This window comes from Pantoea sp. RCC30.1 (assembly GCF_058148845.1).
On the sequence record NZ_JBXUHX010000001.1, the window covers coordinates 203,725 to 220,865 of the forward strand.

Annotated in this window: 18 protein-coding genes and 1 pseudogene; 12 read left to right on the top strand and 7 right to left on the bottom strand. The window is 51.3% G+C overall.

Annotation, left to right across the window (positions count from 1 at the left end; all coding sequences use genetic code 11):
- Positions 1 to 79 precede the first annotated feature (79 nt).
- Together AC2LB6_RS00955 and AC2LB6_RS00960 are read right to left on the bottom strand one after the other, a co-directional pair.
- Positions 80 to 643 (bottom strand): TetR/AcrR family transcriptional regulator, encoded by a 564-nt coding sequence (locus tag AC2LB6_RS00955; RefSeq protein ID WP_490092029.1) that lies wholly within the window; start codon positions 641 to 643, stop codon positions 80 to 82.
- Positions 644 to 1,041: 398 nt separating this feature from the next.
- Positions 1,042 to 1,593: pseudogene (locus tag AC2LB6_RS00960) on the bottom strand (glutathione S-transferase N-terminal domain-containing protein); the annotation flags it as partial.
- Between the two features lie 536 nt (positions 1,594 to 2,129).
- Here AC2LB6_RS00960 and AC2LB6_RS00965 point away from each other — a divergent pair.
- Both AC2LB6_RS00965 and AC2LB6_RS00970 read left to right on the top strand, forming a co-directional pair.
- On the top strand, positions 2,130 to 2,732 hold the full coding sequence (locus AC2LB6_RS00965) for a LysE family translocator (protein ID WP_490092030.1): 603 nt from the start codon (positions 2,130 to 2,132) through the stop codon (positions 2,730 to 2,732).
- Between the two features lie 226 nt (positions 2,733 to 2,958).
- Positions 2,959 to 3,306, top strand: coding sequence for a cupin domain-containing protein (locus AC2LB6_RS00970; protein ID WP_490092293.1), 348 nt, complete (start codon positions 2,959 to 2,961; stop codon positions 3,304 to 3,306).
- A 185-nt stretch (positions 3,307 to 3,491) separates the two neighbouring features.
- On the opposite strand, the gene AC2LB6_RS00975 is transcribed toward AC2LB6_RS00970, so the two are convergent.
- Complete coding sequence (locus AC2LB6_RS00975; RefSeq protein WP_490092031.1) at positions 3,492 to 4,118, bottom strand: LysE family translocator; 627 nt, start codon at positions 4,116 to 4,118, stop codon at positions 3,492 to 3,494.
- A 226-nt stretch (positions 4,119 to 4,344) separates the two neighbouring features.
- The gene (locus tag AC2LB6_RS00980) at positions 4,345 to 5,244 is read right to left on the bottom strand and encodes an NADP-dependent oxidoreductase (protein WP_490092032.1); all 900 of its coding nucleotides are present in this window, start codon (positions 5,242 to 5,244) and stop codon (positions 4,345 to 4,347) included.
- A 231-nt stretch (positions 5,245 to 5,475) separates the two neighbouring features.
- Between AC2LB6_RS00980 and AC2LB6_RS00985 the strand changes: the two genes are divergently transcribed.
- The gene (locus tag AC2LB6_RS00985; protein WP_490092033.1) at positions 5,476 to 6,369 is read left to right on the top strand and encodes a LysR family transcriptional regulator; all 894 of its coding nucleotides are present in this window, start codon (positions 5,476 to 5,478) and stop codon (positions 6,367 to 6,369) included.
- A 130-nt stretch (positions 6,370 to 6,499) separates the two neighbouring features.
- Positions 6,500 to 6,952, top strand: a complete 453-nt coding sequence (locus AC2LB6_RS00990; RefSeq protein ID WP_490092034.1) for a GNAT family N-acetyltransferase — start codon at positions 6,500 to 6,502, stop codon at positions 6,950 to 6,952.
- Between the two features lie 108 nt (positions 6,953 to 7,060).
- On the opposite strand, the gene AC2LB6_RS00995 is transcribed toward AC2LB6_RS00990, so the two are convergent.
- Both AC2LB6_RS00995 and AC2LB6_RS01000 read right to left on the bottom strand, forming a co-directional pair.
- Complete coding sequence (locus tag AC2LB6_RS00995; protein WP_490092294.1) at positions 7,061 to 7,510, bottom strand: GNAT family N-acetyltransferase; 450 nt, start codon at positions 7,508 to 7,510, stop codon at positions 7,061 to 7,063.
- A 213-nt stretch (positions 7,511 to 7,723) separates the two neighbouring features.
- On the bottom strand, positions 7,724 to 8,467 hold the full coding sequence (locus AC2LB6_RS01000; protein WP_490092295.1) for an SDR family oxidoreductase: 744 nt from the start codon (positions 8,465 to 8,467) through the stop codon (positions 7,724 to 7,726).
- A gap of 548 nt (positions 8,468 to 9,015) precedes the next feature.
- Here AC2LB6_RS01000 and AC2LB6_RS01005 point away from each other — a divergent pair.
- From AC2LB6_RS01005 to AC2LB6_RS01025, 5 genes are read left to right on the top strand one after another with little or no spacing between them, the layout of a single operon-like run.
- On the top strand, positions 9,016 to 10,719 hold the full coding sequence (locus tag AC2LB6_RS01005; protein WP_490092035.1) for an ABC transporter substrate-binding protein: 1,704 nt from the start codon (positions 9,016 to 9,018) through the stop codon (positions 10,717 to 10,719).
- 45 nt (positions 10,720 to 10,764) lie between these two features.
- Complete coding sequence (locus AC2LB6_RS01010) at positions 10,765 to 11,724, top strand: ABC transporter permease (protein WP_490092036.1); 960 nt, start codon at positions 10,765 to 10,767, stop codon at positions 11,722 to 11,724.
- Positions 11,724 to 12,671 carry an oligopeptide ABC transporter permease gene (gene opp4C, locus AC2LB6_RS01015; protein WP_490092037.1) on the top strand — a complete coding sequence of 316 codons (948 nt, stop codon included), beginning with the start codon at positions 11,724 to 11,726 and terminating at the stop codon, positions 12,669 to 12,671. Before AC2LB6_RS01010 ends, opp4C begins: the two co-directional genes overlap by 1 nt.
- Positions 12,668 to 13,648, top strand: coding sequence for an ABC transporter ATP-binding protein (locus AC2LB6_RS01020; protein WP_490092038.1), 981 nt, complete (start codon positions 12,668 to 12,670; stop codon positions 13,646 to 13,648). The genes opp4C and AC2LB6_RS01020 overlap by 4 nt, the downstream gene beginning before the upstream one ends.
- Positions 13,645 to 14,619 (top strand): ABC transporter ATP-binding protein, encoded by a 975-nt coding sequence (locus tag AC2LB6_RS01025; protein ID WP_490092039.1) that lies wholly within the window; start codon positions 13,645 to 13,647, stop codon positions 14,617 to 14,619. The genes AC2LB6_RS01020 and AC2LB6_RS01025 overlap by 4 nt, the downstream gene beginning before the upstream one ends.
- A gap of 374 nt (positions 14,620 to 14,993) precedes the next feature.
- On the opposite strand, the gene AC2LB6_RS01030 is transcribed toward AC2LB6_RS01025, so the two are convergent.
- The gene (locus AC2LB6_RS01030; protein WP_490092040.1) at positions 14,994 to 15,662 is read right to left on the bottom strand and encodes a DUF3313 domain-containing protein; all 669 of its coding nucleotides are present in this window, start codon (positions 15,660 to 15,662) and stop codon (positions 14,994 to 14,996) included.
- Positions 15,663 to 15,784: 122 nt separating this feature from the next.
- Between AC2LB6_RS01030 and AC2LB6_RS01035 the strand changes: the two genes are divergently transcribed.
- The 3 genes from AC2LB6_RS01035 (at position 15,785) to AC2LB6_RS01045 (ending at position 17,028) form a co-directional block, all read left to right on the top strand.
- Positions 15,785 to 16,270, top strand: a complete 486-nt coding sequence (locus tag AC2LB6_RS01035) for a hypothetical protein (protein ID WP_490092041.1) — start codon at positions 15,785 to 15,787, stop codon at positions 16,268 to 16,270.
- 82 nt (positions 16,271 to 16,352) lie between these two features.
- Positions 16,353 to 16,643, top strand: coding sequence for a hypothetical protein (locus AC2LB6_RS01040; RefSeq protein WP_490092042.1), 291 nt, complete (start codon positions 16,353 to 16,355; stop codon positions 16,641 to 16,643).
- A gap of 82 nt (positions 16,644 to 16,725) precedes the next feature.
- Positions 16,726 to 17,028 (top strand): hypothetical protein, encoded by a 303-nt coding sequence (locus AC2LB6_RS01045; protein WP_490092043.1) that lies wholly within the window; start codon positions 16,726 to 16,728, stop codon positions 17,026 to 17,028.
- The last annotated feature ends 113 nt before the right edge of the window (positions 17,029 to 17,141 follow it).

The window sequence follows — 17,141 nt, forward strand, 5'->3', positions numbered from 1 at the left end:
CCCTAGTGGAAAAGCACGTACGCTATCAGGCGCGCGTGCAGAAAGCCGGCCATTCGCTGAACCGGGTTGCGGGCAGTGGCTATGCTGGCAGAGGTCCGAAGGCGCGGTATGAATCCACCAGTGAATCGAAAAGTGAGATATCTGAGCGACTTCTGGCGATAAGCTGGGCACCGGCAATGGCCGTGAAAATTGCACGTGCTCTGGATTCACTCTCACTTAAGTCGCACACCTTCGCAGCCACCAGAAGCTTGTTCAGCCATGCAATATTCACTTCAGAAAACTTCTGAATTTCTGCATTCATTTCAGGGGGTAAGGTATCTTTTTCAGCACCCATGAAACTGCCAAGGCAGAGACGATTGTCGGCTTCAAGTGATCTTCGGAAGATTTCAGGAAAGCGACGTAGCGCGTCAATGGGTGAGGGGCTTTCTGATTCGATCATCTCGAGTGCGAGCGCACCGTCCTCCCAGTATCGTCTGGCAACGGCTATACCCAGTTCGGCCTTGCCTGGAAAATAGTAGTAAATACTCGCCGCTTTGATACCCACATCCTGCGCAAGATCGCGGAAATTCAAACCGTTGTAACCCTGCGATTGGGCAATTTTCCTTGCCGCCAGCAAAATGGCTTCTTTGGAGTTGGCGCTCATCTTGATGCCTTTGGTATTGGAATGATCTCTTAAATAGGGAACGCTAATTTACAGCAAACGCTTACCGGGTAACAGATAGATTGTCAGTGAGAGCAGTGAGTCCAATGCATTCAGAATGCTCAGGCAGACGTGGCTCCATCATAGTTCAGCAAGCGGCATCGATAGCCGACGCTATCATGAACACTCAGGTTACCGGGAAAGTCAGTGGATAACGATCCCGGCGTACCGGAGTGTCCATTGAGAGACGATTACCAGGCTGGCGAATCCAGCTCAGGAATGCCGCTGTTGTGATCGGCGTAGGCTGCCTGGAAGGCAGGACGTTTTGTCCAGCGTTGCCAGTACGCATCCAGGAACTCAAAACGCTCGTCCAGTGGAGTGGCGTTGACCGGGAATTTCGAGAAGGCGATCGCGGTTGCCAGAGTAATATCCGAGAAGGTCGGGGCATGGCCGCCGAGCAGCCATTCGCGGCCGTCTGACAGATGGCGATTAACCAGCGCGGCGTGAGCCAAAGCTTCTTTACGGCAGTGTTCGCCCCAGGCCTCATTTTTGGTCAATTCCAGCTTAAAGCCGAGGCCGGTGTGCAACACGTGGAACGCTGTAACGATGCGGTACAGGATATGCACCCACACCCGGTTATCCCACATATTATCCAGACCCTGTTCCAGTGCGGTTTCTCCCATGATCTTGCGACCCGGATACTCCTGATCAAGATAGCGAACGATGGCAGCCGTTTCTGAAATGTAACTACCGTCAGCCAGTTGAAGAGTAGGCGTTTCGCCCCACGGATTCATATTCAAATGACGCCAGCCACGCTGTTCTCCTCCAGGGGACATGTCATAGATGGTCTCGGCAAACTGTTCAGCGATGCCCTTTTCGTGCATGAAAAGGCGCAGACGCTGTGGATTAGGAAAGGCCGAAGGTGATGTGAAAAGCTGCAGTTTAGTCGTCATGGTCGATCCTGAAGGTTGGTGGCTGGGATACCTAACTAACGTTAGGTAGATAAACCATAGCGGGCGAATCGACGCACGTCAACACCGGCCTAACACTTGTTAGGTTAATATTTGGTGCCTTTACTGGCTGAGACGAGATCTCAGACCAGGCATAGCTGAAGGGGGGAGAATGACCCCGGAGGGTTGAACGAATAGAAATGAGTGGTGAGGTTGGATGTAAACGGGTGTTCAGGTGAGTTGCACTGTGGCAATTGCAGTCAACTATCTGCCATCCGGGTTGCCGCCAACAGGAATATTCGGCGGATAGTCCGGAAGCGCAAGGGCCATGGGATGAGGTGAGGTGGTAACTGTCAGGTCAACCCATTGAGCCGACGGGTGTCGGCATCTTTACCGATCACAACAATAAGCGGCCGCTATGAGCGAGAAGCGGACCTTTGTTTGATGACGATTATGTATTTTTGTTTCGCTTGGCATTACGTCCTTACTAAGGGCCTTAACTGGCAATCCTGGGGAGTGTCAATTACTATCCAGAATCTATGGATGTGAACATTTTGGGCTTTATGCCAGCATTACTCCCTATTGCAATGTCTCCCGGAGCAAGCTTCACTCTCGTAATGAACAGTGCTCTGGCAGGGGGCCACAAAGGCCTATTCAGAACCCTCGCCGGAACAGCTTTGGGCATATATACCCATGCGGTTTTAATAGGGTCTGGCATAACGACTGTGCTCATCTCATCGCCGGCAGCTTTTGCTGTGCTTAAAGTGGCTGGAACGGCCTATCTGCTTTGGTTAGGAGCGATGCTCATCCGAAGTGGAACAACGGTAAATACCGGCGGACTGACTGATACAAAGCATTCGGTGACTTTAAAAGAGGCCTGGCTCGCGAATGTTCTTAACCCTAAAGCCATCCTTTTTTATCTGACAGTCGTATCACAGTTCGCAGGGTTAAAGGGAGGCGTTTACAACTACCTGACGCTGGCATCAGTTCATATAGTCGTTATGAGCATCTGGCTTTTAGCAATCAGTCAGACGCTTATATTATCAACAAAAAAAACCAACCCATTGAGGCTCAAAAGATACGTCAACATTTTTGGCGGAATGTTGCTCATTGCTTTTTCTCTACACAGCCTGATCCATTAACTCATCGGTTATAGCGATGATGTCCACTTCTGGTACAAATCGGCCATAGAGGTCCCGTTAATATGCTGCTATGCCAATACCTTAATGACTATTGGATTTGTCGAACGATGCAGTTCAGATCTTTAGGGAATTAATCAAAAGCACAACCAGTGCGAATCGATAGCATTTATCGGTATAACTTTCTTAAAATATTGATAGAAGGGCGGGTGTGAACAGGATAAGGATGATGATTTCAAAGGAAAATGCAAAGCATTATTTCTGGGGCGACGATTGTGATGGTTGGTATCTGGTAAACCGTCAGGACATGCTGATTATTCATGAAAAAATGGCGCCAGGTGCTTCTGAAAAGCGACATTTTCACTCCGTTTCCAGACAATTTTTCTATGTTCTCAATGGTGTTCTTTCAATGGAGCTGGAAGGTGAGATGCATAATATTAAAGCCCTGCAGGGGCTGGAAATTCCACCGGGGTCAAAGCATCAAGCCATAAACAACACTGAGTTTCCCGTGGAATTTATTGTAATTTCGCATCCGACGACGCGAGGAGATCGATCTGACCTCCCGTCATCCTGCTGACGGCTTATGAACAACTGCTATGGCTTGTCTTAAGGTAAGGCCAGCGCGCTAAGTGTTAACGTACCTGCGTATTTGCAACGCCTGCTTCTGGCATACAGCCGTCTTAGGCAAGCCCAGCGACAGCTATGAGCGAGAAGCAGACGCAGGGGAAAAAAGCCGCCTGATGGTGGCTGTTATCTGGATGATTAGGTGCTGCTTTTACGGTACAAAGCAACCGATCCGGCGAGGATTAATAAAAACGACCCGCTGATGCGGTTCATCCATCTGATGCCGCTGGCTTTCAGAAGATGGAGTGATTTTTTACCCAGTGCGGCATAGCCCAGCATCACCGTCACATCAATCGAAACGATCACTGCTGCCAGGCTGGCATACTGCGGCAACGCTGGCTGAGCCGTACTAACGAACTGAGGCAGCAGTGCGGTCATGAAGATGTAATATTTAGGGTTGCTCATGGCGACAAAGAAGCTTTTAAAAAAAAGCAGCCCCCGCGTCGGAGCCGTTTCTTCCGTACCGTCTGGCAAAGCAGTTTCCGAAGAAAGCAGCATCCGCAGGCCAATATAAGCAAGCCATGCAGCACCAACCCACTTCAGGGTGACAAAAAGCGTTTCCGAAGCCGCTAACACAACGCCAAGCCCCAGCCCGACCAGCGCAACCAGAAGGACATCCGCTGCTGCAGCGCCAAGAATGCCCCAGCAGGCCCGACTGATGCCAAAACGAGCCGCATTATTGAGAGCCAGCAGAACGGTCGGGCCGGGAGTAACGATACCGGCAGACATTATCAGGGCAAAAGCCATGAGAGCAGATAAAGACATACAGTAAACCTCGCCAAAAACATCACTATACCAACATGAGAAGCAGGTGAGGAATGGTTTGGAGTAGGGCAGCTTATTGAGGGCTTTTAAAAAGTCCCTGGCCGACGATCAGAACACTGCTGAACACCTGACCTACGCTTCGCTTATGAAGCTTAGCGAGTGAAGCGGAGTGGACCGGCAAGCAGGTATAAAGATATTAATCGCCTGAGCGCCCGTGACGGTATCTTTACTTAAGCAATATCTTTCCCTGAACACCTTTTTCAACCATCCTGTGAGCCTCTCCAATCTCTTCAAGACCAAGTACTTTAGCTACAGGAATGATAAGTTCTCCCCTGGATGCAGCCCCAAGCACGTCATTCATGGTATCCATATCCGTCTGATGGAAAAGTTCGTGGATAAAAACGCTTTGATCATTGTTGATGCCATCAGGAATTTGAACGATGCTGGCTATATGCCCTCCATTACGCACATGAGCTATCAGATTTTTTGCTACGGAGTAGGCTGTACTGATAGCAAAATCAAAATCCGCTGTGTCCGGCATTTTCGTGATATCAATAGCTTCTCCAGCAAGGAGGCGTGCACTTTCTATACGTTCAGGCCGGACGCCAGCAACAGGCTTTGCTCCGATCTCCCTGAGATACTGGATAGCCACACGACCAACCATGCCTAAACCGCCGGAGACTAAAACCCGATCACCCGTTTTGATCGGCAAAGCATCAACAGTCTGCCTGCCTGTAAGTCCAGCTTTAACCAGCGATGCGCCTTGTTCAAAACTCAGGTTATCGGGAAGCCTGGTTACTGATGTTTCTGGCAGAACGCCATATTCTGCATGCGCGCCTTTGCCATTTGCAGGGAAATCTCCTACAACTCTGTCACCGACCTTAAGACGGATGACCCCAGCTCCCACCGCAGTTATCGTCCCCGCCGCGTCCCCGCCAAGTATTGCTGGCAGTTCAAGCGGAATAAACTGAGCCATAAACCCCTGTCGCAGGATGAGATCAAAGGGATTTACCGCTGAGGTTTCGATCTTAATCAATACCTCGCCAGCGTGTGGTACGGGCTCAGGGACATCACCCACAATAAACTGGTCAATATCCCCGTAGGACTTTAGAAGGACTGCCTTCATAGATTAAATCCTTAATTTTGAATTGTTAATACGAGGCTTGGGCGAAAGAACATATTGCCACCCCCTCCAGTCAGTCTTTTGTAACAGGTTCAGGCGGCAGAGCTGACAGTTTATCTATGGGCACGGCTTGCCAGGGTGGCCGGTGAGAGCAGATTAACGCTTCCTGAAAATTCATCTATATGCTTTATATTGAAGCTGAATTAATTGAGAGTTGATGATATGGACACACTGATGAGTATTCGTGTCTTTTGTGCAATAGCAGAACTTAAAAGCTTTACTACGGCAGCGGAGCGATTGGGGCTTTCTCCAGCCATGGCCAGTAAGCATATCGCCCATCTCGAAAACAGGCTCAGTACAAGGCTGCTCAATCGCACAAGTCGCCACGTAAGCATGACTGAGTCCGGCCTGCTTTACTTTAACCAGGTGAGATTGATGCTTGACGGGCTGGATGAGGTAGAATCAGCATTAGGGAACGTGACGGTAATGCCGCTAGGATCATTAAAACTCAGCGCACCGGTATGGATGGCTAACCAGCAAGTTGCTCATATGATAGCTGGATATCACAGACAATATCCCGAGGTGACCTTTGATATAGATTTTAGCGGCAGGCTTGTGAATCTTGTGGATGAAGGTTTCGATCTTGCTCTGCGTGCTGTCGCTCCTGAAAAGCTTGATCCTGGTATTGTTGCACGTCCAGTTACAACGGTTGTTTTTCACCTTTATGGTTCACCAGCTTATCTTTCGCGCAAGGGAATACCGACTAGTACTTCCCAGCTGAACGGCCATGAAATACTGCTTTATAACGGAATGAATCCTGGCGGTAGTCTCAATGTCAATGGTCCGAACGGACTAGAGTCACTTCAGCTTCTACCAGTAATGCGAAGCGAGAGTGAAACCATGCTGCACCTTGCCGCTCTTGAGGGGATGGGGCTGGCATTTCTTCCAACTTTGATGGTCAGGGGGGACCTGGTTGAACGCCGCCTGCAAAAAGTTTTGCCAGATGTGATGAGTTTCACTACGACACTATATGCAGTTTATCCAAGCCGAAAATATCTATCTGCAAAGGTAAGAACGTTTATTGATTTTTTGACATCTCAAAAAAATCTCAGTCAGGGGGAAACATAACGGAAATAAAATATAAGGTGCGATTTTTGACCAATGTTAATTCATGAACAGGCGTTCATATGCCTACAGTCAATAACCGTATGTTTTCAGCATGTTTATGTTGTTCACTTTTATCCTGCAGAGTATAACTATGATAACAGTAGAGAAATCAGATCCATTTTCATCAGAATCCCATCGCTTAATCGAATTGCTGTCAGCAGAACTTGCCGCTATTACAGGTGATAACGGAAAAAGCAATTTCACCGTCGAAGCAATGAGTAATGACAAAGCGTTATGGGCATTAGCAAAGAATTCTCATGGCAAAGCTGTAGGATGTGGTGCTATACGGCCATTAACGCAAAATATAGCCGAGCTTAAAAGAATGTTTTCGGACCGAAGTGTGCCAGGGGTTGGCGGTGCTTTACTCACTTTTCTTGAAAAATCTGCAAAAGAGATGGGATATACCGAACTTAGGCTGGAAACCCGACAAATTAATTATCGAGCTGTAAATTTCTACAAGAAAAACGGTTATATACGTATTGAGAATTATGGCCCATACATAGGTAGGACAGAAGCTGCCTGCTTCTCTAAGGCATTGCGCTGATTGTATTAATTCGATCTGACGTCCGCTCCTGGCACGAGGCAGGCACTACATCAACATCCTGCAGGCTACCTCCGGCTTTCCAGCAGGCCGAATCATTAGCGCAATAGCTTAACCGGCAGCGCCGTATGGTTCTACCGAACCATCGGAAGCCAGTTTGCTCAGGCATTCACCATGAAGAGAATAATTCACAATAGTGTCATTTATTCTTCCCCCTAAAGACTGATAAAAAAGGTTTGCTCGATGGTTGGATTTCTCGGCGTTCCAGCTTAGGCTTCGGCATTCCTGCTCAAGAGCGAGTTTCGCAATAAAACGCATTAAAGATTTTCCTATGCCTTTACCTCTCTCGTGTTGGGAGACATAAAGCTCTTTGATGTGAAGCTCACCGCTATATCGTGGCGAAGGATAGAGAATACTGCAGCAGGCCAGCCCAATAATATGAGCATCGCTGCGAGCTCTGAGTACCCATGTACCGGAGAGCTGGCTGAAAAGTTGATTGCTGAGGTATTTTTTCAACAGCTGTTCCTGAATGATTCCTTTACCATAATAGTGTTCTTCCATTTCGATAAATATTTTCACCATAGACTCCCATTCATAGGGTGGACACAGTTCTACCGATACTTGCATCTTTCTTCCTTTTAGTTAATTAAAGCTCACAGTCGAGGACTGTTGCTTTTACGCAGTTGTTCAGCACTACAGTAGTCCTCATCAATGAGGATATGTCCGCTATGAGCGAAAAGCGGACGTTGACCATTTTGCTCACCGTCATCCCCTTCAGCTCCTGGTGTTCAGATCTTCGCGAGTTGGACCTTGAAAATAGATGCTACTTATATGGCAACTTCGAGGCTGTGTCAGCACAAAACGAATTGTTTCCCAGACCGCTCGTCCATTCATGAGACGTTCACCCATTCTGGATTGACTATCGACAGAAGTGTCTAACCCTGTAATTTCGAAATCCGGAGGGTACAACCCGGTAACACGTATATTTTCTTCAGATAACTGTTGTGCCAGCTTGGTTGTAAACCCGCTAAGCCCCTGTTTACTGGCGAAAAAGGCTGGGTGCGCAATAGAATCCGTAAAGTTCGGGACTCCACATGTAGATATAATTGAGACAATATCAGCATTTTCTGAACGTCTTAAGCCAGGCAGCAGAGCCTGAGTAAGTAGAATCGAACCTGTGAGGCCTGAACTGACGGTATTGATAATTTCTGTGTCAGGCTGATCATCTAATCTCCCTGACAACCACTGAGCAGCATTCAGGATTAAAATGTCTATAGGCTTTTCTGAAGTTAACAGCTGTGAAGAAAACTGAGAAAGGGATTCAGGTCGGGTTAAATCACAGATATACCCTTTTGCAATGCCGCTTTCAGCAGTGATGATGCTGCAGGTTTTTTGAATGCTTTCAGCCCGCCGTGCGCAAAAATGCACCTCGACGCCCTCTCGTGCCAGCCACACGCACAGCGCCTGGCCAAATCCTCTGCCTCCACCGGTAATAACAGCTCGTCTACCTCTCAGCATCTTCATTTATCCTTTTTATGATGACTATGTGTGGATGTAGATATACATGAGGAAATCAGGTGACATCTTTCAGTTAATGCCTTTTTACATGAGGAACGGAAATAAGCTGCAGTGCAAGCTCTTAGGCGTATGTCAGAGGATTAGCAATTCCCGCTTCTGGCACAAAGCGGGCTTACATCAGGATAATGTCCGCTATTAGCAAAAAGCGATCATTACTAAACGCCAGATATAAGTATCAACGGGGAGCACAACAGATAGGTTTGTATGGCCATTTTGAGAAAAGGTCTTGTCAGAATTGATTTCTGATACTGACTGGCGTGGTTTTTCACATTATTGATCGTCAAAACCCTTACGATATCAGAACCCTTCGACTGCCCCGCGTGATGTCTCATCTTCTTTAGCTGAAATTAAGCATTACTTTCTCAGAAATCTACTAATGATAGTTTGCTATAAGCCAGATTGTTTCGTTGTTAGACAGTGTGCGGTGCGGCTTTTATCTTTCGTCATGATTTGTAAATTCCACACAAACATTTGATGAGGGAGCCATATTGTCCATCCTACTGAAAAGAATAAAAACAAAACCCACGCTCTTTACACTGGCGCTGAAAATCGCGTTACTCAGCAGTGTGGTGGCTTTCACTTCAGCCTCTTTCGCCGATGTACCCTTAAAAGAGGGCATTACACCAGCCACCGATGCCAGCCAGATTCCGGCAGTGGCTAAGCTGCGTAAAGATACGGTGGTAGCAGGTATCTCTGAACCGCAGGGCATTTTTAACCCTTATTTCTTTGTTAACGGCTGGGACGAAAACGTCACCAACGTGATTTTCTCACGTTTGATCGACTGGGATAGCCACGGCAATCTGGTGCCAGGCCTGGCCGAAAGCTGGAGCGTCAGTCAGGATAACAATGTCTATACCATTAAGCTGCGCCCAAACCTGACTTTCAGCGACGGCTCGTCCCTTACCGCCGAAGACGTGGCGTTTACCCTGACCGTGCTGCATGACCCGAAATATGATGGCGATACTGACATCACCCTCGCCAACATCGTGGGCGGCGCGGAGTATAAAGCCGGAAAAGCTGATAGCGTCACTGGTCTGAAAGTGATCGACCCGCTGACCTTACAGGTCACCACCAATCAGCCTGGCGCGACAACGCTGGCGAAAATTGGCGGCCCGGTGTTGTCGAAAGCGTATTATGGGAAAGGGTATCAGCGCGGCAATCTCGACTATCTGCGCACGTTGCACGGTAAACCGCTGGGCAACGGACCGTATGTCTATGACAAATATATTCCCGGCCAGGAGATTCGTTTCCACGCTAATACCCATTTTTACCGTGGCACACCACCGACGCCGCGCTTTATCTACCGCGTAACCAACCCGTCCACTAACTTCCAGTTGTTCCAGACTGGCGAAACCGATTACGACTCGTTTACTTCTCGCCCTGATGATATCGAACAACTGAAAATGCTGGGCTTCGCCAATATCAACCTGTTCGGCTCCAGCGACTACAGCAAAGTGGAATTCAACGTACGTCGCCCGGCGTTGCAGGACGTGAAAGTGCGACAGGCGCTGATTTATGGTCTCGATCGCCAGAAGTTGATTGATGTGGTTTATCAGGGCTATGGCAAAGTAGCAATTGAACCTATTGCTCCGATTTCATGGGCGTATAACACAGATGGTGTGAATCCATATAAATTTGACCCGGCACAGGCGAAGAAACTTCTTGATGAAGCGGGCTGGAAACCGGGGCCTGATGGCATCCGCGTGAAGGACGGTAAACGTCTGGAGTTGACGCTGCTGGTGAGCAAGAAAGTGCTGAACGATGCGTTGATCCCCATCGCCAAAGAGAACTGGCAGCAGATTGGCGTGCTGTTGAAGCCGCAGGTGGTGGATTTCAACGCCCTCATGGCGCAGCGTAAAGCCGGTAACTATGACCTGGCCTCTTTCAGCACCAGCACACTCAACGATCCACATGATGGCGTGTGGGATTATTACAGCACGGAAGCGAAAGAGTCCGGCTATAACAATCCGCAGGTTGATAAGCTGATCAACGAAGGCAATGCGGTGCTGGATGTGGAAAAACGCAAACCGATTTATCACCAGCTGTATAAAGTGCTGGCGGACGATCCGCCGGTGATTCTGCTGGGTAACCGCGAGATTTTGTCGGCCAGCAGTGCCCGCGTCACTGGCTTTAAACCGGATATCTACAACGGGCTGACCGGTAGCCTGCCGGATGTGAAAATCGTTAAATAACACTAACAACTGCCGGGGTCTCCCGGCAGTTGTCATGAGAAAGCTATGCGAAATTTTATCCTCAGGCGACTGCTGCAAACCCTGCCAATGCTGCTGCTCGCATCACTGATTATTTTTATGCTTTTCGCGAAAACGCCCGGCGACTTTATCGACGGTAACGTTACCCTCACCGCCGCCCGCGCCGCCGAACTGAAAGCTATTTATGGACTCGATCAACCGATCTTTACCCGCTATCTGCATTGGCTCGGCCAGTTGCTGCGCGGCGATTTGGGGTTCTCGCTGCAATACCAAATTCCGGTGAGTCAGCTACTTAACCAGTACATCTGGAACTCGTTCCTGCTGGCAAGCGTTGCGCTGGTGTTTTACTGGAGCATCGGGCTTGCGGTGGGCGTTGCCTCGGCGCTTAAACCCAATTCGCTGTTCGATCATCTGGTGAGCGTGTCGGTGTTCGCTGCCATGTCTTTCCCGACCTTTTTTCTCTGCCTGTTGCTTATTAAGTGGTTCGCAGTCGATCTGCACTGGTTGCCAGTGGGCGGCATGACCAACACCGGCAGCGACGATAACGGCTGGGAGTGGGTGATGCAGGTTGCGGCGCATCTGGTGTTACCGGTCATGGCGCTGGTGATGTTGCAGGCGGGCAGCCTGACGCGCTATTTCCGTGCCAGCATGCTTGACGTAGTGAAGATGGATTTTATCCGCACCGCGCGCGCCAAAGGGCTGCGGGAACGCACAGTGATCCTTAAACACGCGCTGCGCAATGCGTTGCTGCCGATCATCACCCTGCTTGGTTTTGAGCTGCCGGGGCTGTTTTCCGGCGCGATCATCACCGAAAAGGTGTTTAACTGGCCGGGCGCAGGGCATATTCATATTGATTCTCTGGCCGCCCGCGATTATCCGGTGCTGATGGGGTTCACCCTGTTTCTGGCGGTATTAACCATTGTTGGCAACCTGATTGCCGATATATTGTACGCGTGGGCCGACCCACGCATTCGCGTGAGGTCGTGATGTTCGGTTCCCTTTTCTCAACGAATCGCCGCTTACGCAAGGCGGAAATTCCGGCGCTGGCGCAGGCCACACCGTCTCCGTGGCACCAGGCGTGGAAAGCGCTGAGCCACAATCATCTGTCGATGCTGTGCCTTGTTCTGCTGGTAATCATGACCATCTGGTGCGTGCTGGGGCCGGTGTGGACGCCGTGGAAAGATGACGCCACCGATGCGCTGATGATCAACAAACCGCCTGGCGCAGAGCACTGGCTGGGCACCGATTTTCTTGGCCGCGATATTTATACCCGGCTGCTGCTTGCCGGACGTATCTCGCTGATTATTGGCCTGATGACCATGCTACTTTCGGTGGCTCTGGGCTACCTGCTGGGGGCGGTATCCGGTTATGCCGGCGGCTGGACGGACAAACTGATTATGCGCATTGCGGATCTGGTGATGACGATTCCCAGTCTGCCGCTGCTGATTGTCGCCGGAGCGATGTTATCTGAGCTCGATTTTTCGTCTGATTCGCGCATCTACATGGTAGTGGTGATGCTTAGCCTGCTGGAGTGGCCGAAGCTGGCGCGGCTGGTGCGCGGGCAGATCCTCTCACTGCGCGAACGCGATTTTATGCTGGCGACGCAGGTCCTGGGCCTCTCTTCGCGCCGCCGTCTGTTCGGTCATCTGTTGCCGAACACCATACCCATTCTGGTGGTGATGGCGACGATGGCAGTGGCCAACGCCATCCTGATGGAATCTGCGCTCAGCTATCTCGGCCTTGGCGTCGTACCGCCAACGCCTTCATGGGGCAATATGATGGACGCGGCCAACAGCCTGATCGATTTTCAGCGTCGCCCATGGCTGTGGATGCCGCCGGGCATTGCCATTTTTCTGACCGTCATCGCCATTAATGTGCTGGGCGATGGCCTGCGCGATGCACTGGATCCGAAGATGAAACGGAGCCTGAAATGAGCGAGCCGCTAATTACCTTTAATAACTTATCCATCTCCTTCGCCAGCGAGCAGGGGCGCGTGCGCGCTGTGCAGGATGTCTCCTTTACCATTCAGGCAGGGCAGACCATTGGCGTTGTTGGTGAATCTGGCTGTGGCAAAAGCGTTACCGCCATGTCGCTGATGGGACTGTTACCGCCGCAGGTTGCGCGTATCGACGGCGGAGAAATCCGCTTTCAGGGCACCAATCTGCTGGGCCTGAAGCCGTCGAAAATGGCCGATCTGCGTGGTAATCAGTTAGCGATGATCTTTCAGGAGCCGATGACAGCGCTCAATCCGGTGCTGACCATTGGCGAGCAGCTTTGTGAACCGCTGATACGCCATCGCGGCGAAACACCAAAGGCGGCCTGGACGCACGCCACGCAACTGATCACTGATGTCGGACTCGGGCGCGCGGAGAGTCTGATGAGCTGCTATCCGCATCAGCTTTCCGGCGGCATGTTGCAGCGCATCATGATTGCCATGGCGTTAAGCTGCCAGCCCAAGCTGCTGATTGCCGACGAGCCAACCACGGCGCTGGATGTCACCGTGCAGGCGCAAATCCTGCGCTTACTGCGCGACCAGGCGCGGGCGCAGCAGATGGCGCTGATGCTGATCACTCATGATTTGGGGGTTATCGCGCAGATGGCGGAACACGTCGTGGTGATGTACGCCGGGCGCATCGTTGAGCAAGGCCCGACTGCCGATGTGCTTCACAACCCGCTGCATCCTTATACCAAAGGGCTTATCGCGTCGCGCCCTGTTCCGGGTGAGCGCCGACGCCGCCTCTACTCCATTCCTGGACAGGTGCCTGATCTGGCCGAACTGCCGCCGTATTGCGCGTTCTATGATCGCTGCGAACGCAGAACCACGCAGTGCAACGCGGGCATTCCGCCGCTGATCGGGCATACGCGGCAAGCCGCATGTATTCATAGCGAGTTAGCGGAGCCGATCGCATGAGCCAGCAATATGTTATTGAAGTGAAGGAGCTGAAAAAGCATTTCTCCCTACGCGACGGGCTTTTTGGTCAGGAAACCGGACAGCTACGCGCCGTGGACGGCGTCAGTTTTAACATTCGACCCGGCACTATTTTTGGCCTGGTGGGCGAATCCGGTAGCGGTAAAACCACCGTAGGACGCACGCTGCTGGGGCTTTATGACAAAACGGCAGGTAGCGTGAAATATCGTGGTCAGGAGTTGCAGGACCTGACGCCTAAACAGATGCGTGCGCTGCGCCCGAAAATCCAGTTGGTATTTCAGGATCCTTACAGCTCACTGAATCCGCGTATTCGGATAGGTGATGCAATTGGGGAAGCAATGCTGGAGCACAAGCTGTGCAGTAAAGAAGAAGTGCGAGACAAAGTGCTGGAGGTAATGAAAATATGTGGACTGGCGCCGCAGCATTACAATCGCTTTCCCCATGAGTTTTCCGGCGGCCAGCGCCAGCGTATCGGCATCGCCAGGGCGCTGATCCTCAACCCGGATTTTATTATTGCCGACGAACCCATCTCGGCGCTGGATGTCTCTATTCAGGCGCAAATCATTAACCTGTTTTCCGACTTGCGCGATGACTATGGCGTCACCTTCCTGTTTATCTCTCACGATCTCGGTGTCGTGGAGCATTTGTGTGATGACGTGGCAGTTATGTATCTGGGGAAGCTGGTGGAAACGGCCAGCCGCGATGCGCTGTTCAGCCAGCCGCTACATCCTTACACCCAGGCGCTGTTGGCAGCGGTGCCGACGCTCGCCCCGGAAAGCGTACCCGTGGCGGTGGTGCAGGGGGAAATCCCGGATCCGTCACGCCCGCCCTCTGGCTGTCGCTTCTCTTCCCGCTGCCCGCAGGCAACAGTACGCTGCCGCACAGAAATTCCGGAACTGCGCGAAATGCGCCCAGGCCATCAGGTGGCGTGCCACTGGGTGCAGTTGGCGTAATAAAAAAGGGAGGCTTCATCCCCCCTGGATGATGAGGTCTGACGGTCAATGATGTGAAAAACCACGCCAGTCAGTATCAGAATTTCATCCTGTCACGACCCTGTCTGAAAAGGTCATAAAAACCTATCTGACCGGCTCCCGGCAAACTAACACAGCAATGTAAGTAAGTTCCGCTTCTGGTAAAAAGCAGTCTTAATCATGACCAGGCACAGCTATGAGCGAGAAGCGGACATTGGGAATTCATAACACAGCACTTTTTGATGCGAGGATAGCTTTTATGAACAATGCCTGTAACCATCTCCCATCAGTGCAGCAATCGCTACACTGACAGATTCCTGTGCTCACAAGTCTTCATCTTCTGGTTATTGCCTGCCTTAGCGCAGTTTTTCCAGCAGCTGCTCAGCGCCCTTGTCCACCCCTGTCTCTGCCGCACTCATTGAGCCAAACGTTGCCCCCACGTTCATGGCATTAGGATACTGCTCCGCCACGTAGGCCAGAAGGAGTTCACCGCTCGCGGCATCTTTCACTTCCACAGCATAGTTGACGTAACCGCTCATTAGTCCGCGCCCGCCTCGCACAGACTGAACGATATTATAAGGGCCGCCAGCCAGGTCGAATTTCGTAAAGGTCCCCACAACCTGTGGCGTCGTGTCCGCGCCGGTCAGCGTCAGCGTTAGCCGGAGAGAAGGGGCATTCACGGCGCTGGCGTTGACAGTAAACTTCTCCCGCAGCACATCGGCAAACTTCTTCTGCATGTAGTCTGCCAGATTGCGCCGGTCTTCCTGAGACATGTCATTAAACTGTGCGTCGCTGCCGCCATAGATTTCAACAGGATCGATGGTGATGCTGCGGTATTTGCTCCAGTCAACCGGGGTGGCGTAGCGGAAGGGGATCCGATCGCTGTCATCAGCCGTGTTAGGCGTCATCCGGGATGTGGCCTGAATGCCGGAATATTTTACCGGTGACGTGGACGAACATCCTGCGGCGGCAATGACGGCGGTCAGGATAAGCGTACGGGACAGCTGTTTTGTGAGGCGAACCATAAATTATTCTCCGGTTACTTTTTGATATAATAAACTGTACGGTATAGTTAATATGGTTTATCCTGACTCTGTCAAGAAAATGTTTCAGTGCGTGTCGGTGACTTTCACATAAGGAGTGCGGAATGCTTTATTTCAAACCGGAAGTTTCGTTGTCAGACATCACTTGCTTGCCCCGTTCCCGGCTGGCCATCATGACGGTAGTGAGGGAGGACATGCCGGAGCGCATGCGGGAAGTGAGTGCTGAGCGCGCCTCTTTTATCCTGAGCCTGCCGCTCCGCTACTCCGGTCTGCCGGTGCGGCGCAGGCTGATAAGAATGATGCTGACGCTGCAAAAATATGGCGAAGCCAGGAGCAGCTTTGACAGCCCGGGAAGAGACGCCTTTACACCGGCAGCGGACTATGCGCGGAGCGTTATTGATACGGCAATGCTGCGCGGAGAGTTGCGCTGCCGGCCCTCTGGCGAAATGGCTCATGCCTGGCTGAAGCTGACGGAGGAGCTGCGAAGGCTGATGGCTGGCCTTCAGCAGGATAAGGCGATGCTCCGTAAAGAAGTGAGGAGCAGAACAGCTGATTTTCTTCGGCGGTATGCTGCGGGTGCAGGAGCATGAAGGTGCTGCTCATCCGGACCGTTCTGGCGCTTGTTTTTATTGCCGCTGGCCTCCTCACCACATTTGACGCCCGGATCAGCTGATGAATGGCTGGCTGATAGCCGGGGGACTTGAAAATACGTCGCCGAGGCAATGGTTCGTATATGGAGCCATGCTGCTGACCGTGGCATGCGCCCTGATCAGAACCGCCCGCAACCTCAGTGAAATGCGCCGCCTGCGCCGGTTCGGACAGCGCCGGGCCGGATACTATGCCGCCAGGGTGTGGGGGGCCACATCAGGACTGGTACAAATATTTCTGGTGGCGGAATGCCTCATTGTGGATGCGCTTTCTGTGCTACTGCTGCTGGTACTCAGCGATGTCACCCTCTGGTGAAAACCCGCAGCGCCTGCCCAACTCACAGGGATGCGCGTTTTCAGAACCCCATAAGCGAAGACTCTACATGAAAGAGGATACAATGAAGGAGAAACTGTCAGTGATTAATGGCGGGGGGGGCTGGATGGACTGGAACACCCTGAGCATCCTGATTTTATTTGGCGCTCTTGCGGTGACCGTCATGATTATGTGGTGGCACGTCATCATTAACGTAAAAGAGATCGTCCATATCCGGCGCCTGAAAGGCCGCCGCGGAAGAAAATATATTGAGGGGGCCTGGGGAGTCCACCAGAACTCGTTAATGACGCTGCTTGTTGTAGAAATTATAGTTGCTCTGGCCATAAGCACTCTGATTGTGCTCATGCTGTCGGAGGTATTATTTTAGACGTGCGCAGACGGTATCAGAAAATTGCCCGCCTGAAGGCGGGCTGGTAAGGTTCAGATGTGGCTGCCGATGGAAAGACACCCGGTAAGCATCAGTACGGCCATGCCAGTAAT